Annotated in this window: 20 protein-coding genes and 2 tRNA genes; 13 read left to right on the top strand and 9 right to left on the bottom strand. The window is 39.0% G+C overall.

Annotated elements, in window-relative coordinates; translation table 11 throughout:
* The first annotated feature begins 111 nt into the window (after positions 1-111).
* From EHR01_RS11835 to EHR01_RS11865, 7 genes are all read left to right on the top strand, one after another.
* On the top strand, positions 112-666 hold the full coding sequence (locus tag EHR01_RS11835; protein ID WP_135694975.1) for an LPS assembly lipoprotein LptE: 555 nt from the start codon (positions 112-114) through the stop codon (positions 664-666).
* 65 nt (positions 667-731) lie between these two features.
* The gene (locus EHR01_RS11840) at positions 732-1,169 is read left to right on the top strand and encodes a Fur family transcriptional regulator (RefSeq protein ID WP_238838654.1); all 438 of its coding nucleotides are present in this window, start codon (positions 732-734) and stop codon (positions 1,167-1,169) included.
* Positions 1,169-2,284 (top strand): tRNA guanosine(34) transglycosylase Tgt, encoded by a 1,116-nt coding sequence (gene tgt / locus EHR01_RS11845; RefSeq protein WP_135694977.1) that lies wholly within the window; start codon positions 1,169-1,171, stop codon positions 2,282-2,284. The genes EHR01_RS11840 and tgt overlap by 1 nt, the downstream gene beginning before the upstream one ends.
* 93 nt (positions 2,285-2,377) lie before the next feature.
* A complete protein-coding gene (locus EHR01_RS11850; protein ID WP_002975418.1) occupies positions 2,378-2,713 on the top strand; it encodes an STAS domain-containing protein in 336 nt (111 codons plus the stop codon).
* A 66-nt stretch (positions 2,714-2,779) separates the two neighbouring features.
* Complete coding sequence (locus EHR01_RS11855) at positions 2,780-4,183, top strand: lipoprotein LipL71 (protein ID WP_135694978.1); 1,404 nt, start codon at positions 2,780-2,782, stop codon at positions 4,181-4,183.
* Positions 4,184-4,254: 71 nt separating this feature from the next.
* Positions 4,255-5,118 (top strand): carboxylating nicotinate-nucleotide diphosphorylase, encoded by an 864-nt coding sequence (gene nadC / locus EHR01_RS11860; RefSeq protein ID WP_135694979.1) that lies wholly within the window; start codon positions 4,255-4,257, stop codon positions 5,116-5,118.
* Positions 5,118-7,172, top strand: coding sequence for a RelA/SpoT family protein (locus EHR01_RS11865; protein WP_135694980.1), 2,055 nt, complete (start codon positions 5,118-5,120; stop codon positions 7,170-7,172). The genes nadC and EHR01_RS11865 overlap by 1 nt, the downstream gene beginning before the upstream one ends.
* Here the strand turns inward: EHR01_RS11865 and EHR01_RS11870 are convergent.
* On the bottom strand, positions 7,162-8,490 hold the full coding sequence (locus tag EHR01_RS11870; RefSeq protein ID WP_135694981.1) for an alpha-amylase family protein: 1,329 nt from the start codon (positions 8,488-8,490) through the stop codon (positions 7,162-7,164). The genes EHR01_RS11865 and EHR01_RS11870 overlap by 11 nt on opposite strands.
* A 54-nt stretch (positions 8,491-8,544) precedes the next feature.
* On the opposite strand from EHR01_RS11870, the gene EHR01_RS11875 reads away from it, so the two are divergent.
* From EHR01_RS11875 to EHR01_RS11890, 4 genes are read left to right on the top strand one after another with little or no spacing between them, the layout of a single operon-like run.
* Entirely contained in the window at positions 8,545-10,392 is a 1,848-nt protein-coding gene (locus tag EHR01_RS11875) for an extracellular solute-binding protein (RefSeq protein ID WP_425269985.1), read from the top strand.
* Positions 10,393-10,422: 30 nt separating this feature from the next.
* Positions 10,423-11,484 carry a hypothetical protein gene (locus EHR01_RS11880; protein ID WP_238838653.1) on the top strand — a complete coding sequence of 354 codons (1,062 nt, stop codon included), beginning with the start codon at positions 10,423-10,425 and terminating at the stop codon, positions 11,482-11,484.
* A 3-nt stretch (positions 11,485-11,487) separates the two neighbouring features.
* Entirely contained in the window at positions 11,488-13,044 is a 1,557-nt protein-coding gene (locus EHR01_RS11885; RefSeq protein WP_135694983.1) for a hypothetical protein, read from the top strand.
* A 1-nt stretch (position 13,045) separates the two neighbouring features.
* Positions 13,046-13,792: a purine nucleoside phosphorylase YfiH/LACC1 family protein gene (locus EHR01_RS11890; RefSeq protein WP_135694984.1), complete on the top strand. Its 747-nt coding sequence runs from the start codon at positions 13,046-13,048 to the stop codon at positions 13,790-13,792.
* Here EHR01_RS11890 and EHR01_RS11895 read toward each other — a convergent pair.
* From EHR01_RS11895 to EHR01_RS11910, 4 genes are read right to left on the bottom strand one after another with little or no spacing between them, the layout of a single operon-like run.
* Positions 13,773-14,183 (bottom strand): response regulator, encoded by a 411-nt coding sequence (locus tag EHR01_RS11895; RefSeq protein WP_004785265.1) that lies wholly within the window; start codon positions 14,181-14,183, stop codon positions 13,773-13,775. The two genes, EHR01_RS11890 and EHR01_RS11895, sit on opposite strands and share 20 nt — an antisense overlap.
* 17 nt (positions 14,184-14,200) lie before the next feature.
* Complete coding sequence (leuB, locus tag EHR01_RS11900) at positions 14,201-15,280, bottom strand: 3-isopropylmalate dehydrogenase (RefSeq protein ID WP_135694985.1); 1,080 nt, start codon at positions 15,278-15,280, stop codon at positions 14,201-14,203.
* Positions 15,277-16,494: an aspartate aminotransferase family protein gene (locus tag EHR01_RS11905; RefSeq protein ID WP_135694986.1), complete on the bottom strand. Its 1,218-nt coding sequence runs from the start codon at positions 16,492-16,494 to the stop codon at positions 15,277-15,279. Before EHR01_RS11905 ends, leuB begins: the two co-directional genes overlap by 4 nt.
* The gene (locus tag EHR01_RS11910; RefSeq protein WP_135694987.1) at positions 16,491-18,245 is read right to left on the bottom strand and encodes a phospho-sugar mutase; all 1,755 of its coding nucleotides are present in this window, start codon (positions 18,243-18,245) and stop codon (positions 16,491-16,493) included. Before EHR01_RS11910 ends, EHR01_RS11905 begins: the two co-directional genes overlap by 4 nt.
* 46 nt (positions 18,246-18,291) lie before the next feature.
* On the opposite strand from EHR01_RS11910, the gene EHR01_RS11915 reads away from it, so the two are divergent.
* Together EHR01_RS11915 and EHR01_RS11920 are read left to right on the top strand one after the other, a co-directional pair.
* Entirely contained in the window at positions 18,292-19,380 is a 1,089-nt protein-coding gene (locus tag EHR01_RS11915; protein ID WP_135694988.1) for a pyridoxal phosphate-dependent aminotransferase, read from the top strand.
* Entirely contained in the window at positions 19,362-20,120 is a 759-nt protein-coding gene (locus EHR01_RS11920; protein WP_135694989.1) for a ribonuclease H-like domain-containing protein, read from the top strand. The genes EHR01_RS11915 and EHR01_RS11920 overlap by 19 nt, the downstream gene beginning before the upstream one ends.
* On the opposite strand, the gene EHR01_RS11925 is transcribed toward EHR01_RS11920, so the two are convergent.
* The 4 genes from EHR01_RS11925 to hemW form a co-directional block, all read right to left on the bottom strand.
* A complete protein-coding gene (locus EHR01_RS11925; RefSeq protein WP_135694990.1) occupies positions 20,117-20,548 on the bottom strand; it encodes a CBS domain-containing protein in 432 nt (143 codons plus the stop codon). The two genes, EHR01_RS11920 and EHR01_RS11925, sit on opposite strands and share 4 nt — an antisense overlap.
* A gap of 75 nt (positions 20,549-20,623) precedes the next feature.
* Positions 20,624-20,696: transfer RNA gene (locus EHR01_RS11930), tRNA-Ala, on the bottom strand.
* A 9-nt stretch (positions 20,697-20,705) separates the two neighbouring features.
* Positions 20,706-20,779: transfer RNA gene (locus EHR01_RS11935), tRNA-Ile, on the bottom strand.
* Positions 20,780-20,859: 80 nt separating this feature from the next.
* Positions 20,860-22,032, bottom strand: coding sequence for a radical SAM family heme chaperone HemW (gene hemW / locus EHR01_RS11940; protein ID WP_135694991.1), 1,173 nt, complete (start codon positions 22,030-22,032; stop codon positions 20,860-20,862).
* Between the last annotated feature and the right edge of the window lie 4 nt (positions 22,033-22,036).

A 22,036-nucleotide genomic window follows, 5' to 3' on the forward strand; every position in this document is an offset into this window, starting at 1 on the left:
ATCCTCCCACTTCCTTTGTCATGCCTTTCCCGAAACCCAGAGAATTTCCCTTCGTTTCGATTCCCTTGACAAACTAGACTTAGGACCTAAGATGACAGGGAACATTTCTGTATGAAACAAGGCATTGTTTTCTTCTTCTTTATTTTCGCCTTTTCTGGTTGTGCCTTTTTATTTAAGGAACCAGGCCGACCTCCCAAAATTGACGGGGTTCCTATCCCTGATTCGAAACGTTTGATTTACATCCAAAATGTCAGAAACAATACCTATTCCCCGGGAATGCACACTCGTTTGACTCAGATGATCATAGAAGAAATTGACAGACGGGGAAGGTTTATCACCACCCGTGAAAAAACTCTCGCGAAATACCGGTTGTATGCAGAGATTGTCCACTACCAACAAGTCGGAGATCTTATGGATCTTGCTGACAGACAAATTACCTCGGAACTATTCGTAGTCACTCGAGTGGAAATCATTGAGGCGGAGACGGGAAATAAAATCCCTATGGAACGCAGTGAAATTCCTGGAAGGGTCCATTTTTCGACCCAAGTTGGATTTCGGGAATCAGAATTAGAAGCACAAAATCGCCTACTTCGGGTGATGGCGCTTCGAATTGCAGAAGAATCAGAAAGAGCATGGTATTATTCTCTTTCTGGAATTTTGAATTAAGTTGAATCATCAGGAGATAAACCTTGCAAAACGATCCTATTTCCAGCGACGACACAAAAAAAGAGATGCTTGCTTTTGAAGAGTATCTCAAAGAAAAAGGACTAAAAATCACCAACCAACGTTTGTTAGTTGCGCAAAAGATTTTTTCTTCACATAATCATTTTACTGCCGAAGGTCTTTTGGACGAACTAAAAGACAATAAAGATCGAATTTCCAAGGCAACCATCTATAGAATCCTCGCGATTATGGTAGAGGCGGGATTACTCGAAGAACATGACTTTGGTAAAGATTATAAATATTATGAACATATCATTGGTCATGAACACCATGATCATATTATCTGTATGCAGTGCGGACGGATTGTTGAATTCATTGATGAACGAATTGAAGAACTACAAAACAAAGCAGCTTCAGAAAATGGATTTACCATCACTGGACATAGTTTGAATATCTTTGGCAATTGTTTGAATTTTGCCACTTGCGAACATAAAACAAAAAAATAGTGTCCTCTATTTTTAAAGAAAAATCGAAGGATCCTGGATCTTACGCAAGGACCGGCACTCTCAATTTAAATGGAATTCAAATTGAAACTCCCATCTTTATGCCGGTGGGAACCAGAGGGAGTATCAAATCTCTTTCCTCTTCGGACATCGATGAGTTGGGATATAACTTAATCCTTGCCAATACTTATCATTTATATTTAAGACCAGGAAAAGAGGTTTTGGACCACTTCCATGGGCTTAAAAATTTCATGTCATACAAACGAGCGTTACTCACGGATTCGGGTGGGTTCCAAGTGTTTAGTCTTGCGAGCCTTTTCAAATTTGAAGAAGATGGAGTCCGGTTCCAATCTCATATCGATGGTAGCCATCATAAATTCACTCCTTCCTCAGTCATTGATATGCAACGTTCCATCGGATCTGATATTATGATGGTTTTGGATGATTGTGCTCCCTATGGCAGTGATCTGGGACGATTGGAATTGGCTTTGGATCGTACCCACCGCTGGGCAAAGGAATCATACAATTATTGGATGGAAAACCCAGGTGGACAGAATGTATTCCCCATTGTCCAGGGTGGTGTGAACGAATCCCTTAGAAAACGAAGCTTAGATACACTACAAAATATAAATTTTCCAGGGATTGCCATTGGAGGCCTCAGTGTTGGGGAACCCAGGCCAGAATACATTCGAATTTTAGAATGTATGGCACCATTTTTTGATGCGGCTCGCCCTCGTTACCTAATGGGTGTAGGGACCGTTGTTGACATCTTGGAAGGTGTAAAGAATGGAATCGATATGTTTGATTGTGTTTTGCCGACAAGGAATGCGAGGAACGGCCAAGTGTTCACTTCTTTGGGCAAAATCAATTTAAGGAATGAATCACATCGATTGTCAGATGGCCCCATTGACCCAGAGTGTGGATGTAAAGTTTGTGTAACATATAGCCTTGGATATATTCGGCATTTACATAAAGTGAAAGAATTGACTGCTTTTTCGCTCTCAACGTACCATAACTTATTTTTTATGCAAAGCTTCATGGAAAAGATGCGAAAGTCCATAGAAATAGGCAATTTTCAGGGTTTTTATGACCATTGGAAAAATTTGTTTGGTAGCTAAAATTATTAGGTTGACGTATCTCTTTTTTTTGAATGCAATTGTACCGTCATTTCTACATTGATTGTAGCTTCACTGAGGAGTCTCTAGACACACATGGAAATCACCAGAAGGGAAAAAGATAAAATCGTAGTCCTTGATATTAACGGGGAAATCGACCTTTATAACGCGCCTGAGATCAAGGATGTAATCGCCAAATTGATCGAAGAACAAAAATATTGCATCGTCATCAATCTCGAGAAGGTTTCCTACATCGACTCTTCCGGAATTGGAGCTTTAATTTCAAGTTTGTCCAACTTGAAGAAATACCAAGGTGGGCTTAAAATCATCAACGTAGCTGGTTCAGTACGTAAGGTATTTGAACTCACAAAGTTGACTTCATTTTTTGAAATTTTCGACAGCGAAGACGAAGCCGTCACAGCTTTCAAGTAATTGGGGAAGCGTGTTTTGCGCTTCTCTCTTACAAAATCCCCCGAAGAAAAATTTAAGGAGTTCGTTATGTTAAGAAAGAAAAAGACAGCAGTCTTTCTCTCTGGTTTGGTATTGTTTTCCGTTGGATTTGTTAATTGTGCCCAAGAACTACCATTAAAAGAACTGGAGCTTGCAAAGTCGCAAGTAGAAAGAGCAGAAAGACTTTCAGCAGAAGAATATGCTCCTGAAGAATATTCGGAAGCCAAAAAAAGTTTAGTATCTGCGAATGAATATGCATCTGAAGAAAAAGCTTCTGATTCTAAAAAAAGTGCGGACTATGCGATTTCTAAAGCTTACGATGCTTTAGAAAAAACCTTACCAAAACTTGCTGCAAAATCTCGTGAAGAAGCAGTGACAGCCATTGATGCTGCCGATGAAGCCTATGCTTCTGAATACGCACCAGAAGAATTTAAAAAAGCTGTAACGGCACGTGATGCAGGTGAATCTAAGTTAGCACAAGCAGATGCAAGCCTTGCTTCTTACCTACGTGAAGACAAAGACGAAACTGCAAAAGAACTGAAACGAACAGTTGCCTTACAAGAATATGAAGATGCACATAATAATTTTGTGGAAGCTGCGAAGATCAGTCAAAATGCAAAAAAAGTAGCTCTCGACAGATCTGGTTCTATACGCCAATCAGCTGATGAAGTGGATGCAGTATTAGAAAAAGCTTATACTTATTCCAAAGGTGGAAATCCTGCCATCGATGAAGAAAAAGCTAGAGTTGCTTCCGCTCGTGAAGACATTGAAGCTGGACGTTTGAAAACTGCTGACGAAAAGATTAAAACGGCTCGATTGGCTTCTGCTTCTTTACTTGCCACTGCAGTCAAAGACCATGCCAAAAACCGCAACTTACAAGCTCGTGAAGTAGTAGAAGATGCCAATGCACGTTTTGGTGAATTGAATGCCGAAACATATTTGAAATCTAATGCAAAAGAATCATATGCAAGCACACAAGAAAACTTAGGTGCTTCCAATGAATCCCTCCAAGCTTCCGGAAATCTTTTGGAGCAAGAAAAGTTTGATGATTCCATTTCCCAATCGGAAGAAGCCATTCGATTGGCAGAGATTTCGATCGACCAAATCGAAACTTTGAAAGGAAAAACCACAGTAGCGAAAAAAGATCGCAAAACAACAGAACCGGAAACAACAACTACCACTACGACAGAAGAGACAACAGAGAAGGCATCTTCTTCACAAGTAGAAGAACTTTCTGGCGGATGGAAACGGTATACAGTTGAAAAATCCAACCCTGCTGATTGCCTTTGGAGAATTGCTGATAGAGAAGACATTTATAGTGATGCAAAACTCTGGCCAAGAATTTTTGAAGCTAATCGTAAATCAATTCGTAACAAAAATTTGATTTATCCAAAACAAAAATTGAATATCCCTCCTAAAACAGGGAAAATCGGAAAAGCCCCTAAACAATAAACATGGTTTAGGTGAATGGAAAAAAAGCTGTCGTAAGGGCAGCTTTTTTTTTGTCTAAATAATAGGACAATATGATCAGAGGATACACAACACCTGTCACAGAAATTTCAGAAAAAGACTTTGAGGCATTGGTAACGCTTGCCTTAGAAGAAGATTTGCCTGCGGGAGATATCACCACAGATTCTCTATTCAACTCGAATGAAAATTGTAAGGCAGTGTTACTTGCCAAAGAAGAAGGGGTTTTGTGTGGGCTTGCGGTATTACCTTGCCTCATCCGAAAAACCGGGGCGGATGTGAAATGGAATCAAACTCTTTCCGATGGCGCTCCTCTTTCCAAAGGAACTATTATTGGAACTTTGGAAGGATCACTTGTGGATGTTCTGAAAATGGAACGGATTTTATTAAATTTTATCCAATACCTTTCAGGTATTGCAACAAATGCCAGTAAGGTGGCAAAAGAATTCCCGAATCTCCTGATTTTAGATACGAGAAAAACTTTGCCAGGTTATAGAAAACTTGCTAAGTATGCGGTTTATACAGGTGGGGGAGCCAACCACCGCTTAAATTTGTCTGAGATGGCTATGTTAAAAGACAACCATGTAGCAAAAGCAGGATCCATCCAATCCGCTGTACAAATTGTTCGAAATGCTAATCCAGGCAAAAAAATAGAACTAGAAATCGATGGCCTATCACAATTAAGTGAAGCTATCGCCTCAAATCCTGATATTATTTTGTTAGATAATTTTTCCGATTCAGACACAGAAAAAGCAATTGAACTCATCAAAGAGCAATCACCAAAAATTCGTATTGAATGTTCTGGTGGAATCACTCCTGATAAATTAAAATTTCTATCTAAATTTCAAGATATAGGTGTGAGTATGGGTTACTTAACTCATACCGTAAAATTTTTAGATATAAGTTTGGATATTAAATAATGGGATTATACCAAGATATAAAAGATAAACAGGAGTTATTCGAAGCGGTCCAAAAAAGACTTGGGCCAGAAAAAGCCAAATTAATTGAGAAAGCATATCATATTGCAGACAAAATGCACGAAGGCCAAAAACGTTTATCGGGGGAACCTTATATCATCCATCCTATGAATGTGGCTTCCGTTTTGGACGAACTTGGTTTGGATGAAAGAGCTATAGCTGCGGGACTTTTGCACGATGTTGTAGAAGATACAAGTTATAGTAAAGAAGATATGGCCCGGGAGTTTGGGGAAGATATTGCCGCCCTTGTGGAAGGTGTGACCAAAATTTCGGAAATCAAATCCCAATCCAAAGAAACGGAAGCGGCAGAAAATATCCGCAAAATGTTATTGGCCACCATCAAAGATGTGCGCGTGATGCTCATCAAACTTGCTGACAAAACTCATAATGTTCGCACTTTAAAATTCCAACCAGAAGAAAAACAGAAACGAATTGCAAAAGAAGTTTTATCCCTCTATGCACCCATTGCAGGAAGATTAGGGGTTTATAAGGTTAAGTTTGAGTTGGAAGATTTGGCTTTCCAATCTCTACACCCAGAAGAATACCAAGAAATTAAAAAACGAGTTTCCGCTAAAAAATCAGAACGCGACGAATATATAGAAAAAATAAAAATTATCCTAAAACAAAGGTTAGCTGAGATAAGTATTGATGCTCGGATTGATGGTAGGGCTAAACATTTTTATTCAATTTACAGAAAGATGGTCACAAAAGAAAAATCTTTTTCTGAAATTTTTGACCTTCGTGCGGTTCGGATCATCACAAGTGAAATCAAAGATTGTTATGGAGTTCTTGGAATTGTACATACTCTTTGGACACCCATTCCGGGAAGGTTCAAAGATTATATTGCCACTCCGAAAACGAACCTTTACCAATCCTTACATACAACAGTCTTTGGGCCTGATGGTCGTCCGATGGAAGTACAAATCCGAACTAAAGACATGAATGCCATCGCAGAGAATGGGGTTGCGGCCCACTGGGCTTATAAAGAATCCACTAACCTTTCCAAAACTTCCGTCATTTTGCAAAACGGTGTAGAAAATGCCTTCCGAATGAAGTGGTTGGAGATTTTAAAATCTTGGCAAGACCCAAGCCTTGATTCCAAAGAATTTATGGAGGAACTACAGTATGATCTCCATGAAGATGAGGTCTTTGTTTTTACTCCTAAAGGTGAAATCATTGAGATGCCAAAAGGAGCAACGGTTCTTGATTATGCGTTCCGAATTCATACTGATGTGGGTTTACATGCTCGTGGTGGAAAGGTCAACGGTAGGATGGTTACACTTCGTACGGAGTTAAAGTCTGGAGACCAGGTCGAGATCATCACTGAAAAAAGTTCCAAACCATCTCCTATTTGGTTGCGGATTGTAAAAACATCAGGCGCTCGACAGAAGTTACGTGCTTATTTTCGAAAATTACAAGAAGACTCACAACGAGAGACCATTGGTTCTGTTTTGGAAACGCAAACACCTGCGATTGATGAAAACACAATCAAAGAAATCAAAAAAGTAAAAATTAAAAAACCTCATAAAACAAATCCACACCAAGAAGATTCCAAAGAATTTGGAATTTCCGTTGCCGGTTGGAATGATGTGCCTGTACGTGTGGCTTCGTGTTGTACTCCTATCCCTGGAGATGAAATCATTGGATTTATCACAAGGGGAAGGGGCGTGAGTGTTCATAAAAAAGATTGTACGACGGCAAGTAAACAACTTGAGTGGATGAAAACCATTCCGGTTCGTTGGGAAGGCCCAGGAGAACCAATTCCAATCCAAATTGAAGTGCGTGCCAAAGATGTTCAAGGGATCTATCTATCGATGGTGGAATCCATTTCCAGCACTGAAACTAATATTTTGGAAGCTGGGGCATCATCGCATCCCAATGGAACACTTACCGCCAAATTTATGTTAGAAGTAGATCACTTAGACCAACTGAAAGAAATTTTAGAAAATTTACGAATGATCCAAGGTGTGGTTTTTGCCGAAAGGGTTAAAAAATAAACCACTGCACCTGGTTGGGTCCTAATTTGAAATAAATTCCTTCATCCGACTTGGTTTGTGGGAATTCGACCCCAGTGACTAAATCGGTTAGTGTTTCCCTTGGCTGGATTCCTTCTTGGAAGGGAATCCAACCAGAAACTTCTCTATTGGTTTCATTCCATAAAATCAGTTCCGTTAGGTTTTCCGTTTGGATGGCTTTGGTAAAAATTGGCAAACCATTCCATTCTTTGTAATTTGGTTGGAAGGAGATGCTACTCGAATTTCGTTTGGCGGTGATCGTTAGTGCACGTTTGTAAAATTCTTCTGTGATAGGATTTACATTTTCTGAATCCGTCTGAATCATTTGGATGGGAATTTTTTTAGTCAAACCCAGATTTTGACCTTCGTGGAATAATAAAATACATTCGCTCGCTAAAAGTAAACAAAAGTAAGATTCTGAATTGTCACCAAACTTAAGTTTGGCTCTTTCTTCATCATGGTTTTCTAAAAACCTGATTTTGGTTTTTTTTCCGTTTTCTTTTAGACATTCAGAAACAAAAGGGAAATGATTCTCTTTCAGAGCATCGTAAATAGATTTGTCATAAGCGGCATCAAACCCTAAGTCGGTTAATCTATTTTCCATTCCCCAGTATGCCTCGGCATAAAATTTGAAATTGGGATAGTCTTGTCTTATTGTTTTTATGACTCGATTCCAATCATAAACGGATTTTTTTCCATGAGTCCTTTCAAATACATCTGGGAGGAGTAACATCGCCATATCACAGCGAACACCATCGCATTGTTTTGCGATTTCCTTTAAAATTTGAATGTGTTTATCTTCGACACTATGATTTGAAAAATCCCATTGGATGGTATCGGTCCATCCATCAAAATAAGGATCGCGGCCATGAACATATCGGTTCCCATTCGGATGTAAAAATGAATTTTGTGTAGAGACCGATTCGCTGGCGGTGAGAAATAAATGAGGATCTGATTCAATGAGAGGGGAATCAATCGCCATATGGTTTGGCACAAAGTCTAGGATTAATTTTTTATTCCACTGGTGGATGAGTTCATATACATGAGTTAGGTTACCCTTAGTGGAAACTAAGGGATCTGGTGTGTAAGAATAAATAGAATATGGTGATCCATAAACATCTTCTGGAAGGAGTGGGTGTTTGGCTTCTTGGAAACCTTGCTGCAGTTCTGGCATAGAACGAGCAATGGACTGCGACTTAGGGCTATTTTTCCAGACACCCATTAGCCAAATTTCATCTGCCCAAAGGAAAGGTAGGGAATTCTTTAGGGAAGGGAGAGCCGATTCGATAGGTTCCTTCATTTTTGTACAAAAAAGCCTTGAGCCTATCTCGTACAAATGGATTTGATGGAAGGGATGTTTCATAACAAAGTTCAAATATTCAAGTATAGTTCCTCCCTACGCAAGATAGTTTTGTTTGGTTTGACAGGACTTTTGTCAATGGCCTTCTTCCTCCATTGTTCGGAAGAAGATACAAAAGAATCCTTATCCAAGGTAAATGATCTTCCTTGGGAAGGGGATGTGGCCTCCATTCCCAGTGCCCTTCGTATGAAAAATCCAGTGGCCGATCCTATGGCAAAAAAGGGGGGAAGGATTCGAATTTATTCTCATCAATTCCCAAAATCTTTGAATTATTATTTGGACCAGTTTACAACCACTGCTAGGATCTTTACCAGTTTGTATGAACCACTTACTGGATACCACCCGCTGACATTGGAAACCATTCCTCATCTTGCAAGAGAGTGGAAAATTTCTCCCGATAAAAAGAAATTTACATTCTATTTAGATCCTAATGCGAGATGGTCCGATGGCAAGGCTGTGACTGCTGATGATGTGATCTTTACTTATAATACCATCATGAATCCAAAAAATGGAACTGCAGTGTTTCGTGTATCTTTGTCTAGATTTTTAAAACCTGTGAAGTTAGATGATTTAACCGTTGTATTTGAGGCAAAGGAAGTTCACTGGAATAATTTTAATGATATTGCATCATCCATTTTTATCTTACCAAAACATCATTTCGAAGGAAAAGATTTTAATAAGGAAAATATGGAGTTTCCAGTTGTTTCGGGTCCTTATAAAATCACGGAAGTGAAAAAGAACCGTTATATCAAACTAGAAAGAAGAGGGGACTGGTGGCAAAGAGCTTATCCTTTCAATGAAGGTCGCAATAATTTTGACCAAATTGTCTATAAGGTTTATAATGAAGAAGCTGTGGCACTCCAAGCATTCAAAAAGGGAGATATCGATATTTATCCTGTTTACTCTGCTTTTGTTTGGGTGGAAGAAGCCAAAGGAGATGCTTTTGATAAAAATTGGATCGCCAAACAAAGGATCTTCAATTTAAAACCGATTGGATTCCAAGGTTGGGCGATGAACTCAAGGCGGGCCATCTTCTCCGATAAACGAGTACGAGAAGCAATGAATCTACTTGTCGATCGTAAACTCATGATCGACAAACTTGCGTATGGTGAATACGATCCAACAAATAGTTATTATCCAGATTTCTATTTAGGTGGAGAAAAAAATCCGAACCAACCTACAGAATTTAATATTGAATTAGCGAGGAAACTTTTAGCAGAAGCCGGTTGGAAACCAAATGCCGAAGGAATTTTGGAAAAAGATGGAAAACCATTTCAGTTTTCTATTTTAGACCGAGATAAAAAAACAGAAAAGTATTTCACTGTATTTTTAGAAAAGGCAAAGGAAGTCGGAATCCGCGCTTCTATCGACACTTTGGATTTGGCTGCTTGGAGTGAACGAGTGGATAAATATGACTTCGATATGACCTGGGCTGCTTGGGGTTCCGGTGTATTTAAAGATCCTGAATCACAATGGCTTTCTAAATATGCGGACGAAGAGGGACAACCAAACTTACCTGGATTAAAAATTTCGGAAGTTGATAAACTCATCGAAAGACAAAAAACAGAATTTTCTGTTACCAAACGAAATGAAATCTTAAAACAAATCGATCGAATTGTTTATAAAGAATATCCTTATGTTTTGTTATGGCATTTACCAAGTACAAGATTACTCTATTGGCAAAAATATGGAGTTCCCAATTTGCCTTTGGGTAAATATGGAGATGAAAGTTTTTCTTCCGACTACTGGTGGTATGATGAAGAAAAAGATAAAAAATTATCAGATGCCGTTTCTCGTAAGGAAAAATTTTCAGATTACGAAGCTGTTGTTCGCTGGAAGTAGAATTTAGAAGTGTCTGAAAAAAAGGGACCGATCAAAGGGATCCGTGATCGGATCACACAACTATGGAACCAATATCCAAACTGGGGAAAAATTCCCCAGTTTTTGGAACTTTTGGAGAAAGGTCTCGACAAAGAGTTGTTTGTCGATCCTGACAAAAAAGAAATCCCCATACCTATTGAGGACCTCCCTGTTGATGAAGTATTACGAAAGTCAGGTTTTTTTCGTAATCTTTATGAAAAACTTTTTCCTGTTTCCCATGTTTTTCGAATCACCTACCGTTATGATCGTGAATTTTTAGATAACTTTATGCCTTTGTCTCAAGGTGGATACATTGGCCGCGGATCTTATAAATTTGTTTACCAACTTCCCTGGAACCAAGTGGTCAAAATTGGAAAGTCCAAGTTACCTTCTGATGCAATTTTTGGATCTTTGTTCAAAGAGGTAGGAAAAGACCTTTCTCGATTTTTAAAACCGGAAGAGATGGAGTTACGAAATTTTTTAAAAAACCAAACCTCGCGTGATTCCAAAAAAGATGAAATCGATTTTAAATTCAAACGTTTGGGTTTGGAAAGATTACACTATTGGAAATTAAAGTCCCTCATACCCGACTTAGTGGTACCCACTCGTTTTTTTATGGGAATGCGTGTCAGAAACAACCCATTTGGAATTCCCAATGTCACTTTAACACCTTGCGACCAACAACCGTTACTTGCCGGTAAACATTTAAAAGAATTTACCATTCGCAATGAAAAATTAGACCAAAATCCAATTTTGGATAAATTTTTTCCTAAGTGGAAATTAAACTTTGATTCTCATCGGTTTGGTGTTATTTCAAAATCCAAACTAAAAAAAATCGCAGTTGATTTCAATCGTGTGATCGAAGTGACAAAGTATTTGGCCGAAGAAGAGAAATTGATCTTTGATATTCATGCTGAAAATATCATCATCACATTACCAGACTTTGAGTTAAAGATTTTTGATTTTCACGTTTTTGATGATTATTTGTATGAACCTTCCGAAGAAAATCCAACTCCAGAGATGGATCACATTCAAATCATTGAAGAATTTATTAAATCATTCGAACTGGACTAATCCATGTTGTTTTTGAAACGAAACCTAATCTCTTTTTACATTATTTCTTTTGTTTTTTTTCTTTTTGCCATTTCCCAAACTTACAAGTGGAAGTGGATCTGCGATGACGCATATATTAGTTTTGTTTATGCAAGGAATTTGTATGAAGGTTCAGGACTTGTTTTTAATTTAGGGGAAAGGGTTGAAGGTTATACCAATTTCCTTTGGACAATCTTACTTTCCTTAGGTTATTTCTTAAAACTGGAACCACAATTTCTCTCTCTATTCCTTGGGATTTTCTTTTATTTGATGACACTTTTGGTTTTCTTTTATGAAGAGAATCGTATCTCCTTCGGTAAAATTTATCCCCTCCTTTTGGTGCATTTGGCATTATTTTTTCACCTTCATATCTTTGCCACTTCGGGATTAGAAACTTCCCTTTTTACATTTTTAGTCTGTTTTGGTTTTCTTTTGTGGGAAAAGGAAAGTGACTTTCTTTTTTTAATTTTTTTCCTTTCCGCACTTGTTCGTCCCGAAGGAGCACTTTTTTTATCCATTGTTTCCCTTGATTGGCTCTTTCGAAAGAGGAGTTGGAAACCCATTTTATTCTGCTTTTTGTTTTTGGGATTTTTGTGTTTTCGTTTTTTTTATTATGATGATTTCCTTCCGAATACTTTTTATGCAAAAGGAAATAAGGGAGCATATTTTTCCCAAGGGTTTTATTATTTTCTATATTTCTTAAAGTCTTATCCTCTTTATTCTTTTGTATTTGTCCTTAGCGGAATTCAAATTTATAAGACCTTCCTGGATCGAAAAGAATACAGATTCCTTCTTTCCTCAGTTGTTTTATACATCCTATATGTTTTGTATGTGGGTGGAGATTTTATGGGGATTCGATTTTGGATTCCCATTTTACCGTATCTCTCTTATTTGGCATTTCGGCAGATACATGAATGGGATATGAATTCTCAGATAGAATCTAAAAAATCATCTTTCTTTTTGTCTTTGTATACAAAGAACCAAATCCTTGTGGCATTTTTATTTATTTTATCAACAGCAGTATATACTGATCCTCTAAAAATAAAAGGAACAAGAATTCCTGATTGGCACGGAATCGTCGAAGAACGAATGTTTTATGAGGACCATTTGATTCAGACAAGTGGTTATGATAGAGGTGCACTTTCAGATTTCCGTGTAGCCTTTTTTGGTGCGCAGGCACATTTTATTTATTATCTAAGACCTTTATTTGCCTTTGAAGCGGAATCAGGTTTAACAGATCGGGAATTTGCTAAAAAGAAAGTTGGAACTCGGGGAAGGATTGGCCACGAAAGTGAATTGGAGTTAAAAGATTTACTCGACCGAAAGGTCGAGATCTTACTCGACAATCGACTCCATGGATTCACTTTCCCTCATATCGAATATACTTGGAGAAATATTCCGATCAAATTTTATCTTTTATCCTATAACCCAGAAAAAATGAAATCCCTATGTGAACGTATCGATTGGAATTGTTCCGATTTATTCCAAACTTTTCAGAAGAATCAATGGGACAGAACCAAAGCAAAATCTTTTGTGGAGTAAAATGGAATACAATAGGGAAATTTCTGTTTCTTACGGGAAAATCAAATTTGGAACTGCCGGCAAACAAAGTTTAGTTGGAATAAAGGAATTTTATCCTACTTATCCTAAAAATGCCGAAACCTGGAAAACATATACAGAAGATTGGGCAAAGAAGGAATGGAAACACAAATCACCAAAGATTGTGACTCTCAACCAAATTCATGGTGATTTGATCCATCAAGTCAGTAAAAATACATTTGCAGAAGATGGGAAATCGAACTTCATTTGGGAAGGGGATGGGTTATATACAGAATTACAGAATCAATTGCTTGTGGTTCGCACCGCAGATTGTGTTCCTGTTTTTTTATATTCCAATAAACAACCGTTTGTTGCCATGATTCATTCTGGATGGAAGGGCACAAACCTTGGCATTACAGAACGAATGATTGAAAGAGCCATAGAAATTGGTTACACGCAAGGTGATCTTTATATGGAAATTGGCCCTTATATCCAAGGATCTGATTATGAAGTCGGAATTGACGTTGCTAATTTTTTCTCTGAATTAGGGGAAGAGGTGTGTTGTCCCAAGGGAAACGAGAAGTTTTTACTAGATGTGGGACTTGCAATAGAGAAGAGGGTAAAAGAAAAATTTCCGAGTTTAGGTGGAATCAAAAATTCGCATAAGAATGTTTACAAAAGCCCCCTTTACTTTAGCCATAGAGCTAAAGAAGAAGGCCGGAATTTAAATTTTATACTTTGGGAATCTTAAGTAAGGTTTCCTTTATTTTTTCTAGGATTTTTTCTCGTTTGATTGGTTTGACAATATAGTCCATTGCCCCATTTTCCAAAAGAGCTTTGATCACAGAAGGTGTGTTCTCTTCAGAGATAAAAAGAATCCGAGGAAGAACACCCATTTCTTTCATGTCCCAGAAAGCGGCATAACCGTCGACCTCGGGAAGAAAAATCTCAATGGTCACAAGGTCAATCTGTTGGCGATTGTCTTTGTACATTTGCAAAAGTTCTTTTCCCGTTTCGGCAACTCCGATGATTTTGAAACCTTCCGATTCCAAAATTTGTTGGAGTTGTTTTGATTGGAATTTGGAATTCTCAGCAATGAGAATTTGGTAAGGTCTGCCTGTCGGTCCGATGCCTGTTTGCATAATAGTTCTTCCGTAGTTTAGCCAAGTGCCTTTTCGATTTCAACACCAATTTCTTTCGTACCGAGGACAGATGTGCCTTCTTCGGCGATATCTCTTGTGCGAAATCCCTTCTTTAGAACCGTTCGAATGGCATTTTCAATCGCCACAGCCTCGTTTTCCAATCCGAAGGAGTATCGTAACATAAGGGCACCCGATAGGATTTGTGCGATTGGGTTTGCAATTCCTTTTCCTGCAATGTCTGGAGCCGAGCCACCTGATGGTTCATAGAGCCCAAACCCTGATTCAGAAAGAGAGGCCGAAGGCAACATTCCTATGGATCCTGTGATGATGGAAGCTTCATCGGATAGGATATCTCCGAACATATTTTCACAGAGCATGACATCAAATTGTTTTGGTTTCACGATGAGCTGCATCGCTGCATTATCCACGTAAAGATGTTCCAAAACACAATCCGAGTATTCTGCTTTATGAAGTGCGACTACCACTTCCCGCCAAAGAACCGATGTTGTTAAAACATTTGCTTTGTCGATACTGGTTACTTTTTTATTTCGTTTTCTTGCGGCATCAAAGGCTGTGCGTGCAATTCGTTCGATTTCACGGCGAGAATATCTCATTGTGTCGAATGCAAATTCTTCTGATCCACTCCCTTCTCTCCCTTTTGGTTTTCCAAAATAGATTCCAGATGTTAATTCCCTAAGGATTAAAATATCCAGACCATCACCGATGATGTCACCACGGATGGGACTTGCTTTTTTTAATTCTGGATAAATGATCGCAGGACGTAGGTTGGCAAATAAATCAAAATGTTTTCGAAGTGGGAGGAGGGCACCACGTTCTGGTTGTCTATCTGGCGGAAGGGTTTCCCATTTGGGTCCACCCACAGATCCAAAAAAGATAGCACTGGATGATTCACAAAGTTTAAGGGTTTCCTCAGGAAGGGGAAATCCTGTGGCATCGATGGCTGCTCCACCAACTAATGCATGTTCAAAGGTAAATTCAGAAGATTTGTTTCCTAATGCTTTTTTGACCACTGATAGGGCCACATCCATTACTTCTGGTCCAATTCCGTCACCGGCAAGTACTGCTACTTTTTTCATTTCATATCCTTTAATACTGATTCTAAAATATCCAATCCTTCTGTCGCTTTTTCGATGCTTAAGATGAGAGGAGGTATAATACGAATGACATTCCCTGCTGTGCTATTCACAACAAGTCCACGTTTCAAACATTCTTCTACAACGGGTCTTGATTCGGAATACAATTCCACACCAATATGTAATCCTCGTCCTCTGACTTGTTTGATTTTTCCTGTTGATTCCATCATGGTTTTCAAACGGGCAAACATTTGTTCTGAGATGGTAGACACATGGTCGAGTAAGTTACGTGATAAAATGATTTTGAATGTTTCGTAAGCGGCAACGCAGGCCAAATGGTTTCCGCCAAATGTAGAACCATGCATCCCTCGTTCTAAAATGCCTTCGTATTCTTTCGCTACGACAAGAGCACCAATCGGAAAACCAGAACCCAGAGCTTTGGCAAGAGTAAAAGCATCAGGATACATTCCGTAATGCTCAAAACAAAACATCTTTCCGGTTCTACCCATTCCTGTTTGGATTTCATCGAAAACAAGGAGGGAACCCGTTTCTTCTGTGAGTTTGCGAGCTAAGTTGACAAACGATTGGCTCAGTGGAATGACTCCACCTTCCCCAATGATGAGTTCCATAATGATTCCGGCAACAGAGTCTCCATACTGTTCGAAGGCTTGGATGAGAGAATCTTCGTTATTGGCTTCCACAAAGTAAACATCAGATGCCAATTCTCCAAATCCAGAACGAACGGCTTCGTTTCCAGTCATCGTCATGGCCGAAAGAGTCCTTCCATGAAAGCTGGAGTGGAGCGCAAGGATCACTGGTTTATCGATATTTTTTTTCACTCCATGTCTACGCATCAGTTTAAAAGCGGCTTCGTTTGCCTCTGTTCCTGAGTTACATAAAAACACTTTTCCAGGAATACTATTTTCGATAATGACCTCGGCAAGTTTTGCCTGTTCTTCCGAATAATAGAGATTAGACGAATGGAGAATTTTGTCCATTTGGTTTCGCATGGCTTCAATTAAATCCGCTTCACCATGTCCTAAATTGGAAACGGCAATTCCGGCTAAGAAATCAATATAACCTTTGTTATCTTGATCGAAGATCATCTCTCCCACACCATATTCAAAAGCAACCGGATAACGGTTGTATGTGTTTAGGAGATACTTGTCGGAAAGTTTTTTGATTTCTTCAAATTTGGTTTTGGTATCGTTACTCATTTTAGACCTGCTAATTGTAAAAACTCTGTTTCTGCCCTAGAGATTTCTTGTCCGAGAGAATCCCAAAGTCCGGAGATTTCTGATTGTTTTTTCGGTTTTTTTAGAGAAGCAAAGGAAGAATACACTTTTACCTTTGGTTCTGTTCCTGAAGGACGAATGGTAAGTTTGGCATTTCCTTCTAGTTCCACTTGGATGACATTGGATTTTGGCATTCCTTTGAACACAGAGGTCTTGGCTTTCCCATCCGCTTTTTGTGTTTCGTAATCAAGGACTCCTATAACCTTTCTTCCACCAATGATTTTCCCAATTAAATTTTCCGACCGAAGTGTCTCGATGGATTTTTTAATTTTGTCTTGGCCAGAACTTCCTTCTAACGTTAGTGAATACAAACTTTCACGATACAATCCGTATTTTAAATAGATGGCATCCAAGTAGGAAAGTAGGTCGCCTTTTTCTGCTAGGATTTCTACAAAAAGTAAAGCACTAGAGAGAGAATCTTTGTCCCGAACAAAGGGAACTGGCAAATATCCATAGGATTCTTCACCACCAAACAAGAAGATATTGTTCTTCTTTTTCTCAATTTGTTTCATCTCTTCTGCAATGTATTTAAATCCAGTGAGTACGTTTTTAATTTTGATTCCGTTTTTTTTGGCAATCGCTTCTTGTAAGTCCGTAGTCACAATGGTTTTTACCAAATGGTAGGTTTTGGTTTTCGATTTTTTTCGTTCCGAAAGGTAAGCTGCCATAATGGAACCAATTTGGTTTCCATTTAGGTATTCATATTCTCCATCGGGCCTGAGAACTCCCACACCAAGTCTATCCGCATCTGGATCTGTGGCAATGAAAGTGGCAGCCTTTTTCTTTTTGGCGTGAAACTCACATAAGGCGAGAGCTTCTTTTTCTTCTGGGTTAGGATATTTTACTGTTGGGAATTCCCCATCCGGTTTTTTTTGTTCAGGAACTAAAAATACAGATTTGTATCCAAAGAAATTTAACAATTCTTTCATATAATCTCCGCCTGTTCCATGTAACGGTGAATATACGATCCGCAGATCATTTCTTGTTTTGGGTTTAACCGAAGATAGAATTCCTGCTTGTTTTAAATCCTTTAAGTAGGTTTTGAAAACGACAGGTCCAACCGGTTTTACGAATTTTTTATAATCTTTATCTGTTTTACTGACAAGAGGAATGGTCGACCAATCGTTTATCCCACTAATCCTTCCTATGATGAGAGAATCATCCGGGGGAACCAGTTGTCCTCCATCCGCAAGATAGGCTTTGAATCCATTGTATTCAGGTGGGTTATGGGAAGCAGTGATGACAATCCCACCACTGGCTTTGTAATAACGGATGGCATAAGAGAGAAGTGGGGTAGGTGTCACTTTCGGAAAAATAAAAACTTTTACTCCCAATTTGGCACCAATGCCTGCAGAGAGTTCTGCAAATTCTTTAGAGAGTCTTCTCGAATCGTAAGCAATGACAATCGATGGATCTTTTTGTGTATCTCGTAAGTAACTGATAAAACCAAGGGCAGCACGACCCACCGTATAGAGGTTCATCTTGCCGATTCCATTTCCAATTTTCCCGCGAATTCCTCCCGTTCCAAATGTAAGGGGGACAGCATAAGAATCAACGAGTTCGGAGCTCTTTCCTTCCTTCCAATCTTCGTAAGCCTTTTTGGCTTCATTCTGGATTTCCGATGAAAAAGGTGATTTCGTCCAAGATAGGATATTGTCTTCTGGTTTCAACATAGCTTACATACTAGTCTTTTGAAGCTAAGTAGTCTGGAAATCAATTTTGGAACCTAGAGAATTTTTCATTGAAGATCGATTGGAACGATTTCGCTTAAAGGCATTTTGCAATTTAGGAGAGAGTGGGCTTGGGTATTTTCGTTTAGAAGAAGTGCTAGGGATGGCAGGTATTTCCTTTTCTGACCTTCTCGACCTTCCCATGAACGATGCACCGAACCAAGGTTCCCTGGCACTGCGTCGTGCCATCGCCAACCTCTATCCCGGAGTATCACCCGAGCAGGTGCTTGTCACAACTGGAACTGGTGAGGCCTTGTACTTAGCATTTCATATGCTGGTAAAACCCAAAACCAAGGTGGCACTCATTTGGCCTGCCTTCCAAGCTCTCTATGAAATTCCAAAAATGCTTGGTGCCGAAATCATCCCAGTCCCACATGAATCTGGATTCCTTGTTTCCACTTGGAAAGAGATTGATGCTGATCTTTATATTCTCAATCACCCCCACAATCCCACAGGAAAAACTTTTTCTGATTTAGAATGGGAGAAACTCCTCAGTTGGTTTCGGGAAAAAAAGAAACTAGTTCTTTTTGATGAACACTATCGTTTTTTGCCGAGTGAAGGTTTTCTTGGAAAAACAGGAGTGGATCCCGATCATACTTTTTATGGAACTGGTTCCTTTACCAAATGTTTTGGAGTCACAGGTCTTAGGGTCGGATGGCTTGTCGCAGAAGAATCTTTTTTACAAAGGGCACGTTCTTTTAAAGACTACTTAACTCATACTGTTTCTCCCATTTCCGAACGAATTGCACTGGGACTTTTGGAAAACAAAGAATCATTTTTACCTGGGATCCAAACACGGGTGAGAAACAATATTGTTAGGTTTACTTCTCTTTGGAGGAAACTCCCCCATACCAAAGACTTTACTGTACCACAAGGGGGACTTGTGGGTTGGCTTATGTTAGAGCCGGGTATATCTTCCGAAGAATATGCCGATAGGCTTTTTGAAAAAACAGGTGTGTTTGTTTTGCCTGGATCTAATTTTGAAGAAGAAGGTTTCCTTCGGATTGGATTTGGGGAAACAGAAGAGCGAATGGCCGAAGGCCTAAAGCGATGGAGTGAATGTACGGATCTCATTTAAAGTCTAGTTTGCAATTGTTTCCAGGAATTGGTGAAAAAAAAGAGAAACAACTGTTTGGTGTTGGAGTATATGATTGGGAATCTCTCCTCCAATACCAAAATCAAAAAAACGATCCTCTGCTTCCTTCTGTTTCCATTTTAGAGGAACGAAGAGAAGAATTAGAACACGAACTTTCCGAAGCCAATTTTTCTTTTTTTACCAATGAACTTCCGAGTCTTGAATACTGGAGGCTTTGGCAAAACTTCCCCGAACGATTTTGTTTTTTAGACATTGAGACAACTGGAATTTCGGAATCATCGGTCACCACGGTTGTGAGTCTCTACCAAGATAAACGGATGTTAACGTTTGAAAGAGGAAAAGATTTAGAATTTCTTTTTGATTCCATTTCTCCAAAAGATATCCTTGTGACTTACAATGGGAAAAGATTTGATGTACCCTTTTTAGAAAGGGAATTTCGTTATCGCGTCACCAATCCACAACTTGATTTGATGAATCTTTTGCACTCCATTGGAATCAAAGGTGGATTAAAAAAATCCGAAGTGTTACTGGGTCTTGTTCGTCCAGAGGAGATTGCTGGGATGGATGGAAGACAAGCTCCACTGCTTTGGTTTGAATACCAAAGAACGAATAACAAAGAAGCTCTGGAAAAACTAATTGCTTACAACAGAGAAGATACTAAAAACCTGGAAATTGTTTTGGAAAAAACAATTGATCGCCTAACAGAAAATCGATTGTTTTAGTGCGGCCCGTACATATACTCTCTGAGTATACTCATTTCTGCCTGTGTCCTAGTCAGTTTGGTTTTGACTGCGTCTCCTATGGAGATAAGGCCAATGATTTTATCTCCGTCTAGCACTGGCATATGGCGGAACCTTTTGGTGATCATATTATTTAAGATATCATCTACGTCTTCATCGGGTCCAGCCACGGTGAGTTGTGTTGTCATTACATCTTTTAATTTGATTTTGTCTAGATTGGAATGGTCTTTGGCAACCACTCGCATCAAATCTCGTTCCGTAAAGATTCCTACCAATTTTCCTTGGAAGGTAACAATCAGAGATCCTACTTTCGCACCCACCATCATTTGGGTGGCTTCCAATACATTTCTATCTTCTTCGATGGAAAGAACAGAGGACGCTTTGTCTTTTAGAATATCTTTTACGGACATGTTTCAAGGTTTATAGGAATTCTAACTAGATAGCAAGAAATTTTTAAAATGGTGGGGAAACTAAAAACAGGTTTTTGGAGCGTATCGGGATCGAACCGATGACCTTCTGAATGCAAATCAGATGCTCTCCCAGCTGAGCTAACGCCCCGTTTCTTTATGGGCCTGACAAGACTTGAACTTGTGACCCCTCGCTTATCAAGCGAGTGCTCTAACCAACTGAGCTACAGGCCCGGGATACGAACAGTATTTTTCGAGAGGGGTCTATGGGCAATCTTTTTTTAAGATAATTTTAAGAAAGAAATCTGAAAAATTTAGAGTGAAATTTCTAAAATAAGATCATCTAACAAGAGTAATGCCGGTGGTTTCCATTGAAAGATTTCATTTTCAATCGAACATAAACCTTTTTTTTCCCAACCTTCAATGGTTCTTATGTATTTGGATTTTGATTTTGTATCCAAATACGTTTCAATAAAATCCAAATACCGAAAAGGAGAAAAGAGCCGAAATAAGGTAAGGCTAAGTTCTGTAGAAGGATCGATTTTTTCATACTTAGTGGATGTTTCTTTTCTCTGATAGAGTGCAGCATTTCTTGGATTGCCATACCTATGCCCTGCAATCATCCCATGCGCTCCCGGACCTATACCCAAATAGGGTTCATACGTCCAATACTTCAAATTGTGTAAGGACTCAAATCCTGGTTTGGCATAATTGGAAACCTCGTACCAAAGGTATCCCTGTTCTTTTAAAAGATTGGGTAACTGGGTGAGGATTTCGGATTGGAGGTTTTCTTCTGGTTCCAACTTTTTATGGTCTGTCACATCACGAGAATACTGGGTTCCTTTTTCTAAAGTTAAGGAATACAAACTCAAATGGGGAAGGCCAGCCTTTAAAAATAGATCTAAATCTGATAAAAAAGATTCTTTTGCGACACCTGGAATTCCATACATCAAATCGATTCCTACTCTTTGGATGGGCGATTTGGTGAGAATTTCCACTAGAGAATGGTAACGATCTTCGTCATAATGACGACCGAGGAATTCGAGTCCCTTTTTTTCTAAGGTTTGGACACCGACATTCACTCGGTTGATCCCGATGGAATGGTAATTCGCAAGAAGTTCCGAACTTAAATCTTCTGGGTTTACCTCGATGGAAATCTCTGGGTTTTCCGAAAAAGAAAACTCGGAACGTAAAAAATCCAAAAGGTTTTTCCAATGTTCAGGCGATGCTTTGGATGGAGTACCTCCACCAAAAAAAACGGTGTCGATGGTGCGTTTTTTAATTTCAGGAAAATGAGAGATCCTATCTAAAATTTCTTTTTGGTAGGATTGAAAAAGCGACTGTTCATCGTTAGCTGGTGCAGCTCCAATCCCTTCTGAATAAAAATCACAATAATCGCATTTTTTAAAACAGTAGGGGAAGTGGACATAGACTCCTAAATAGGAATTTCGGACTTGCCAGATAGATTGTTTGTCTGCTATTTTCATGAGT

This window comes from Leptospira mtsangambouensis (assembly GCF_004770475.1).
GTDB classification, from domain to species: Bacteria; Spirochaetota; Leptospiria; order Leptospirales; family Leptospiraceae; genus Leptospira_A; species Leptospira_A mtsangambouensis.